10 protein-coding genes are annotated in these 7205 nt (G+C 50.0%); 6 read left to right on the forward strand and 4 right to left on the reverse strand.

Going from position 1 to position 7205, the window contains the following annotated elements; genetic code table 11:
- On the reverse strand, positions 1 to 223 hold a 223-nt coding region (locus tag ABYW01_RS09895), incomplete at its 3' end, for a 4a-hydroxytetrahydrobiopterin dehydratase (RefSeq protein ID WP_372832416.1).
- A gap of 128 nt (positions 224 to 351) precedes the next feature.
- On the opposite strand from ABYW01_RS09895, the gene ABYW01_RS09900 reads away from it, so the two are divergent.
- The 4 genes from ABYW01_RS09900 to nfsA all read left to right on the forward strand — a co-directional run bounded on the left by ABYW01_RS09900 (position 352) and on the right by nfsA (position 4195).
- The gene (locus ABYW01_RS09900) at positions 352 to 1899 is read left to right on the forward strand and encodes a thymidine phosphorylase family protein (protein ID WP_372832417.1); all 1548 of its coding nucleotides are present in this window, start codon (positions 352 to 354) and stop codon (positions 1897 to 1899) included.
- Positions 1880 to 2764 (forward strand): ribose-phosphate pyrophosphokinase, encoded by an 885-nt coding sequence (locus ABYW01_RS09905; protein ID WP_372832418.1) that lies wholly within the window; start codon positions 1880 to 1882, stop codon positions 2762 to 2764. Before ABYW01_RS09900 ends, ABYW01_RS09905 begins: the two co-directional genes overlap by 20 nt.
- Before the next feature lie 12 nt (positions 2765 to 2776).
- Complete coding sequence (locus ABYW01_RS09910; protein WP_372832420.1) at positions 2777 to 3361, forward strand: alpha-ketoglutarate-dependent dioxygenase AlkB; 585 nt, start codon at positions 2777 to 2779, stop codon at positions 3359 to 3361.
- 96 nt (positions 3362 to 3457) lie between these two features.
- Positions 3458 to 4195 carry an oxygen-insensitive NADPH nitroreductase gene (nfsA, locus tag ABYW01_RS09915; RefSeq protein WP_372832421.1) on the forward strand — a complete coding sequence of 246 codons (738 nt, stop codon included), beginning with the start codon at positions 3458 to 3460 and terminating at the stop codon, positions 4193 to 4195.
- Between the two features lie 71 nt (positions 4196 to 4266).
- Here the strand turns inward: nfsA and ABYW01_RS09920 are convergent, their stop codons facing one another.
- Positions 4267 to 4713 (reverse strand): flavodoxin, encoded by a 447-nt coding sequence (locus tag ABYW01_RS09920; protein WP_372832423.1) that lies wholly within the window; start codon positions 4711 to 4713, stop codon positions 4267 to 4269.
- Between the two features lie 181 nt (positions 4714 to 4894).
- Here ABYW01_RS09920 and ABYW01_RS09925 point away from each other — a divergent pair, with 181 nt between their 5' ends.
- Complete coding sequence (locus ABYW01_RS09925) at positions 4895 to 5269, forward strand: hypothetical protein (protein WP_372832424.1); 375 nt, start codon at positions 4895 to 4897, stop codon at positions 5267 to 5269.
- A gap of 15 nt (positions 5270 to 5284) precedes the next feature.
- Positions 5285 to 5698, forward strand: a complete 414-nt coding sequence (locus ABYW01_RS09930; protein ID WP_372832426.1) for a DUF4399 domain-containing protein — start codon at positions 5285 to 5287, stop codon at positions 5696 to 5698.
- A 48-nt stretch (positions 5699 to 5746) separates the two neighbouring features.
- Here ABYW01_RS09930 and ABYW01_RS09935 read toward each other — a convergent pair whose 3' ends face one another.
- Entirely contained in the window at positions 5747 to 5968 is a 222-nt protein-coding gene (locus tag ABYW01_RS09935; RefSeq protein WP_372832427.1) for an acetyltransferase, read from the reverse strand.
- Positions 5969 to 6080: 112 nt separating this feature from the next.
- Entirely contained in the window at positions 6081 to 6896 is an 816-nt protein-coding gene (gene speD / locus ABYW01_RS09940) for an adenosylmethionine decarboxylase (protein WP_372832428.1), read from the reverse strand.
- Between the last annotated feature and the right edge of the window lie 309 nt (positions 6897 to 7205).

Here is a 7205-nt window from a genome sequence, read left to right on the forward strand (position 1 = left end):
GGTGGTGATTAAAGGACTCTGCCATGTCCGCCACTTTGTTACAGAAGCGCTGGGCATCAACAAAATTGCCGAATTTGTACTCACGTTTAAGTTGAGGAATCTCCTTCAACGTCACAATAGCCCAATCCGGGATTTGTAACAGTAATTCACGACTCTCCTTTTCACCCACCTGTGCCGCCCCAACACGGCACGCACTACAGGATTCATCAATTAGCTCACTCACAGCCCACCCTCCTAGGATTCACATATGAAAGCATAGCTGCCTGATTGAAATTCGCCTGAGCTTGATCAATGAGCCTATTACAGTATCAGATACAGTCACTTATACTGACCTGATCGGGAGGTACTTATATGATTTTCATACCAGAAAGGATGACACCCCTCAAAGCCCGCCGTCTAGGTCTGGACACTCATCAGGAGCTTACCATTTACCTGCGTGCAGACAGTGCAGTGTGTAAATCCGAAGGCTTTTCAGCACTTTCCCGCGTCTTAGTGCGTACTGAACACTCTCACGTGATCGCCACACTGAATATCATCACCGGCGAACTACTGCGCCGCGGGGAAATAGGCTTATCGGAATCCGCCTGGAAGAAACTGGAGCTGGAGGAAGGGGATAGTATTTGGGCCTCCCACCCACAACCTATCGGTTCAATCTCTCACATCCGCGCAAAGGTCTATGGCCATACCCTTAAACGGGAACAGTATCAGGAGATCATCGACGATATCGTTAGCGGGCGTTACGCAGACGTTCATCTGGCAGCATTCATCACTGCCTGCGGTAACGACAACATGAACAATCGTGAGATCACCGACCTGACCGAAGCGATGGTTAACTCCGGCAGTAAAATCAGCTGGGGTCTCCCCATTGTGTTAGATAAACACTGTGTCGGTGGCTTACCCGGTAACCGCACCACGCCGATTGTTGTATCTATTCTTGCCGCCAGCGGACTGACCGTTCCGAAAACCTCATCCCGCGCGATCACCTCACCCGCTGGTACAGCGGATACGATGGAAACCCTGACTAATGTCTCCCTATCTCTGGATGAGATGAAAAAAGTGGTTTGCGAAAATGGCGGCTGTTTAGCCTGGGGCGGTTCCGTGCGCCTTTCCCCCGCCGATGATCTGCTGATTAAAGTGGAACGTGTACTGGATATTGATAGTGAAGGTCAGCTAATCGCATCAGTACTATCGAAAAAGATCGCAGCCGGTGCCACCCATGTACTTATTGATATGCCCGTTGGCCCGACCGCAAAAGTACGCAGTCAAGAATCGGCGGAAAAATTAGCGGATAGCTTCCGAAAAGTGGCCAACGCACTGGGCCTGACCATCGACATTATGTTCAGTGATGGCCGTCAGCCGGTCGGGTTTGGTGTAGGCCCCGCGTTGGAGGCCCGCGATATTCTTGCCGTGTTGCAGAACACACCGGATGCTCCAACCGACCTGAAAGAGCGCTCAATCGAAGTGGCCGGGGCTATGCTGGAGATGGTGACCGAACTGCCTAAAGGGGAAGGTAAGAAGCGTTCACGTGAACTGATAGAAACAGGCAAGGCCTGGAATAAGTTCAAGAAAATCTGTGAAGCCCAGGGCGGCCTGCGCGAACCACCTATCGCACCCTATCGCTTTGAACTTATCGCGCATCAACAGGGCTGGGTCCAGAGTGTGGATAACCGCAGACTCTCACAAGTCGCTAAATTGGCAGGAGCCCCTGCCGATCTGGCCGCCGGGGTTGAGATACACGTCAAACTGGGTGATCAGGTGCGTCCAAATCAGCCGTTACTCACGATCCATGCGGAAAGCGTGGGCGAACTGAATTACGCCGTCGAATATCTGGAAGCCCATGAAGAGACGGTTCAGGTCAGTACAGACAAGGAGGCCTACGATGAAACCATTGCTCTTTAACCTCGACTCAGACCCCGTACTGGCAACCAAACTCGGCAACGCGCTGCAGGCAGAGACAGGAAAGCTCGATCAACGCCGGTTTCCAGACGGCGAAAGCTACCTGCGTGTGCTGAATAGGTGCGAAGGGCGAGATGTGGCCATTTTCTGTAACCTCAATCGCCCCGATGAAAAGACCCTGCGCCTGTTATTTCTAATAGACACCCTACGTGAACTAGGTGTTCGACAGATTGGCTTGATCACACCTTACCTGGCTTACATGCGACAGGATAAACGCTTTCAACCCGGCGAGTGTGTCAGCTCCCGCCCCTATGCCCGTCTGCTCTCGGATGCTCTGGATTGGCTGATCACAGTGGACCCTCATTTGCATCGTTACAACAGTTTGGATGAGATCTACAGTATCCCTACGCACGTTGTTCCGGCAGCACCGCTCATTGCCGAATGGATCAAGCTCAATGTCAGCCAGCCCTTGCTCATCGGCCCTGACAGCGAAAGTGAGCAATGGGTTTCACAGGTTGCTCAGTTGGCCAATGCTCCATTTCAGGTGCTACAAAAAGTTCGCCACGGCGATTACGACGTCGAAGTAACCCTGCCCGAGGTCGAGAATTGGCATTCACATACGCCGGTCTTGGTGGATGATATTATTTCCAGTGGCCGGACCATGCAGGAAACCGTTACCCACCTCAGACACGCCGGACTGAAACAACCGTATTGCATCGGCGTGCACGGGCTTTTTGCACACAATGCCTATGAACAACTTTCGGACGTGGCAAAAGTCATCACCACCAGCTGCATTCCGCACCCTAGTAATAAAATTGAAATTGCCGAAGCATTAGCCAATGCAGCTAAAGAACAACTCCTGAGATGAACCATCCCCGAAATGACCAACGTACACACTGATCTGCCAAACGGCACGCTGGACTACGCTACTCACTTTTTACAGACAACCGCGGCGGATCGGCTATTGGAGGTTCTTAGCGAAGAGATTCACTGGCAACAGGATCGTATCCAACTGTTCGGGAAAGAACACCCGATCCCCCGTCTGCAGTGCTTCCAGGGTGATCCGGGCATCACGTACCGCTATTCCAATCTCTGTCTGGATGCTGAAGCATGGCATCCGGCGATACAAAGCCTTCGGGAACAACTTGAAGCACTTGGATACGGCTCATTTAACGCCGTGTTGATGAACCTCTACCGCGATGGCCTGGACAGTATGGGGTGGCACAGCGACGATGAACCTGAGCTTGGAAAAAATCCGATCATCGCATCAATCAGCCTTGGGGAGGCGCGACGTTTTCTACTGCGCCGTAAAGACAACCACACCACAAAGCAGGAACTGATACTCGAACACGGTTCTCTGCTGTTGATGAGCGGCGAGATACAGCATTTCTGGCAACACAGTGTTCCGCGGACTCAAAAGCCCCGCCAGCCACGAATAAACCTGACCTTCAGGCAAGTGCGCTGAAAGAAGGATAAAACCCACACATGTGGTGACTATTCAACAGATAATTAACTTGCTAAGGTTTCTGCCATCTTCGAATTGTTATGCAGAGCCCTACGTATGAACGCTGTTATCGATCTACTCAAGTCACACCGCTCCATCCGCCAGTTCACTGACCAGCCGATAGAACAGACGACCATCGAAACGTTGATTGAAGCGGGTCAGGCAGCGGCTACATCCAGCTTTATCCAGGCCTGTACAGTTATTCAGGTCAGCAACCCAAACACACGTGAGAAGCTGGCAGCCTGCGCCGGTGGTCAGGCCTATGTTGCCGCTGCGCCCGTCTTTTTGGTGTTCTGTGCCGATATGAAGCGCCATCAGCTCACCTGTGAAATGCATGATGCTCAAATGCAATCGGGCTTCACCGAGCAGTTCATCACAGCATCATTGGACACCGCCCTGTTCTCACAGAATCTGGTCGTTGCGGCTGAATCTCTCGGCTTAGGTACCGTGTATATTGGCGGATTGCGCAATAAGATCGCCGAAGTGGCTGATCTGTTGCAGTTGCCTGATATGGTGTATCCGGTTTTTGGTCTCTGTCTGGGTTATCCGGCTCAGAACCCGGAAGTAAAACCGCGTTTACCCGTGAACGTCGTGCTGAAACAGGACGTGTACGATGACAAAGCCGATCGCGATCTGATCACCGACTATGATGCCCATGTACGCGATTACTATAAGACCCGTACCGGCGGTACCAAAGACATGAGCTGGAGTGAACAGATCTCCGGTATGCTGGTGAAAGAGTCTCGCCCTCACATGCTACCGTTCCTGCAGGAACGCGGTTTCTTATTGAAGTAAGCTTTTACGTATTAAACGCCCACAAAAAAGCCCGAGCATTGCTCAGGCTTTTTTATTTCTGCGCTTAGCGTTTACAGCTGAGCAGCCCAGCCGCTCACCCATTCGCTTGCAGCTTCTTCCTGATCTTCAGTTTCACAGGCATCGATCACCAGTGGCTCTCCAACACGCTGCACCTGCAGCTCCTGCATCAACTCATCCATCTGCTTGCCTGCATTAGCAAAATTCTGGTAACCGCTATCGCCCAGGGAGATAACACCGTAACGTTTTTCCGGCATCAGCGGCGTGTTGTCTTTCAGCTTCGCGTACAGCGGCATCAGATTGTTAGGAATTTCGCCCAAACCGATGGTTGCAGTGCACACCAACAAAACGTCTGTTTCCTCTGCAACCACTTCGTCCAGCTCTGGTTCTTCCAGAACGACGGTGTTGTGACCAAGACCGTTTAGCTGTTCAGCACAATCATCCGCTACCTGCTTCGCATTACCGTAGGTAGAGCCTACCAGCACCTTGATATTCGCCATCGAGTAAAACCTTACAATCTGCTTAAAAAATGAGCGCCAATTCTAATGAAATTCCCTCACGAAAAAAACCTCTGTTTAATGGGGACTTTCGCAGCTGCGTAACTTATGCCGTCCTAGGTTCAAAGCAAACTCACCGCACCTCAACTATCCTTTTTTCATGATTCCCGGAACGGAGGTCGATATGGCCAATTTACATGTCTCTCGTCTGCTGGAAGAACTCGAAACAAAAGCCCATCATAAATCACGCTTATCGGAGGTTTCGTTTCCGGTCAGCGCCGACGATTTGATCCGGTTAGAGGCATTAGCCGATGTCTTCGATATGGATCAGAGTGAGCTGATCACCGCACTACTGCATACGGTTTTACAGGAGGTTGAAGCCTCAATGCCCTACCGTCAGGGCAGCAAAGTGATCCGGGTAGAAGATGGTGATCCGGTGTATGAAGACGTTGGACCTACTCCGCGTTATCTGGCAGTTAAACGTAAACTGGAAAAGATGCATCCAGCGGTCAATAACACGACAAATCAAACCACCGCATTAAAGTCGGCAACCAAATAAAACGGGAACGGCCCCATGAATAAACTGATTGCGCACAGCATAACGATTGTTCTGAGCGGTTTAATCTCCGCCGCAGCACTGGCCGATGGCCACAATGCTGCCAAAGCGTATATCGTGTCACCCAGCAATGGGGAAACGGTCTCTACAACGTTTAAAGTGATCTTTGGTCTCAAAGGAATGGGCGTGTCGCCCGCAGGTGTAGAGAAAGAAAACACCGGACATCATCACCTGTTGATCGATATGGAATCACTGCCACCACTCGATCAACCCTTAGGCGCCGAGGTGAAACATTTTGGGGGAGGCCAAACGGAAACCACACTCACACTGCCCCCCGGGCAACATACCCTGCAACTGATATTGGGGGATCACCTTCACACACCACATAACCCACCGGTGGTATCGGACCCGATAACCATAGAGGTGAAATAACCACCCACGAAAGAAAACAATGAGAATGAGCTGGAATGCGTTGAGCAATCAGCGCACCAGCTCATGGTCCCTATAGTGAGGATCAATCCAGCATTTAGGCAGAGCCTCACCTGATGGAAAGGACAGTTCCTGTTTAGTGTACTGCTCTGCTTCCTGCAACTCCTCACCATAGTGGCAACGTCCTACCAACTGCGACTGGTAAGGATCGAACAGATCAGTCAACTCCACCACTTCGATCAAATGGCCATACTTACGCTCTTTCAGAAACATGATTCACTCCGCGTGTTGCAGTAATACCTACAAGTTTAGGAGCTAACATCAAAAAGCAGGCATAAAAAAACGCGGACAGGGCCGCGTTTTTTTATGCCTAAGACAAGAAGGCTTATCTGGCTGGCATGTCCGGCTGATTGCGGCCGTAAAAGATTTCACGCATCTCCTTAAACAGACGATCCGTAATCTCTTTCACTTCTTTACCCGTCAAATCTTCCTTGGTCGCACCAAACAGGTACTGATCCAGATCGTAGTCATTCAGCATCATTTTGGTATGGAAGATGTTTTCCTGATAAACATTCACGTCCACCATGCTGTAAAGATCACAAATATCATCACTGATGAAGTTCTGGATGGAGTTGATATCGTGATCGATATAATGCTTCACACCGGCTACGTCACGGGTAAAACCACGCACACGATAGTCGATGGTAACAATATCGGAGTCCAGTTTATGGATCAGATAATTCAGTGCTTTCAGCGGAGAGATAATCCCGCAGGTGGATACTTCAATATCCGCACGAAAGGTACAAATACCATTATCCGGATGGGCTTCCGGGTAGGTATGCACACAGATATGACTCTTATCCAGATGTGCTACCACTGAGTCAGGCAACGGCCCCGGCTTCTCAGTCTGATCGACATTCTCCGCATCTTTAATCGGCTCTTCAGCTACCAAAATGGTGACACTGGCCCCTTGCGGCTCGTAATCCTGACGCGCTACGTTCAGCACGTTAGCGCCAATAATGTCACATACCTCTGTCAGAATTTCTGTCAGACGGTCAGCGTTGTACTGCTCATCGATATACTCGATGTACTCTGCTTTTTGCTCCGCAGTTTTTGCGTAGCAAACATCATAAATACAGAAGCTCAGGCTTTTAGTCAGGTTATTAAAGCCCTGCAGTTTAATTTTACCGTTTGATGCCAACTCGGGTGCTCTCCAGTACGAAAATCAATGCTTTAGAGGCCTACGAACCCATTCTGTAGGGTGCACAAAAGGTGTTCGTAGAGTCTGTAAATTATGGAACAAAAACACTGTTTTTGGTGGGCGAATTGTAGAGCAGAACGCAACAAACACAAAGAAAATTTTTTTCTGCTCGAAAGAGATAAATTCACCGCATTTTATCGACCATTTCAACGCTTTTACGTTCAATAAGAAACATTTTCATCTATACCAGAAAAGCGAGTCGAATTTACGCATTTCTACCACTGACTTTTACCCCTGCAAGCAAACACC

Source organism: Pontibacterium sp. (genome assembly GCF_041587635.1).
Taxonomy (GTDB): domain Bacteria; phylum Pseudomonadota; class Gammaproteobacteria; order Pseudomonadales; family Balneatricaceae; genus Pontibacterium.

Coding starts and splice junctions, on each gene's coding strand:
- ABYW01_RS09900 (WP_372832417.1), top strand. CDS start 352: ATGATTTTCATACCAGAAAGGATGACACCCCTCAAAGCCCGCCGTCTA.
- ABYW01_RS09905 (WP_372832418.1), top strand. CDS start 1,880: ATGAAACCATTGCTCTTTAACCTCGACTCAGACCCCGTACTGGCAACC.
- ABYW01_RS09910 (WP_372832420.1), top strand. CDS start 2,777: ATGACCAACGTACACACTGATCTGCCAAACGGCACGCTGGACTACGCT.
- nfsA (WP_372832421.1), top strand. CDS start 3,458: ATGAACGCTGTTATCGATCTACTCAAGTCACACCGCTCCATCCGCCAG.
- ABYW01_RS09920 (WP_372832423.1), bottom strand. CDS start 4,713: ATGGCGAATATCAAGGTGCTGGTAGGCTCTACCTACGGTAATGCGAAG.
- ABYW01_RS09925 (WP_372832424.1), top strand. CDS start 4,895: ATGGCCAATTTACATGTCTCTCGTCTGCTGGAAGAACTCGAAACAAAA.
- ABYW01_RS09930 (WP_372832426.1), top strand. CDS start 5,285: ATGAATAAACTGATTGCGCACAGCATAACGATTGTTCTGAGCGGTTTA.
- ABYW01_RS09935 (WP_372832427.1), bottom strand. CDS start 5,968: ATGTTTCTGAAAGAGCGTAAGTATGGCCATTTGATCGAAGTGGTGGAG.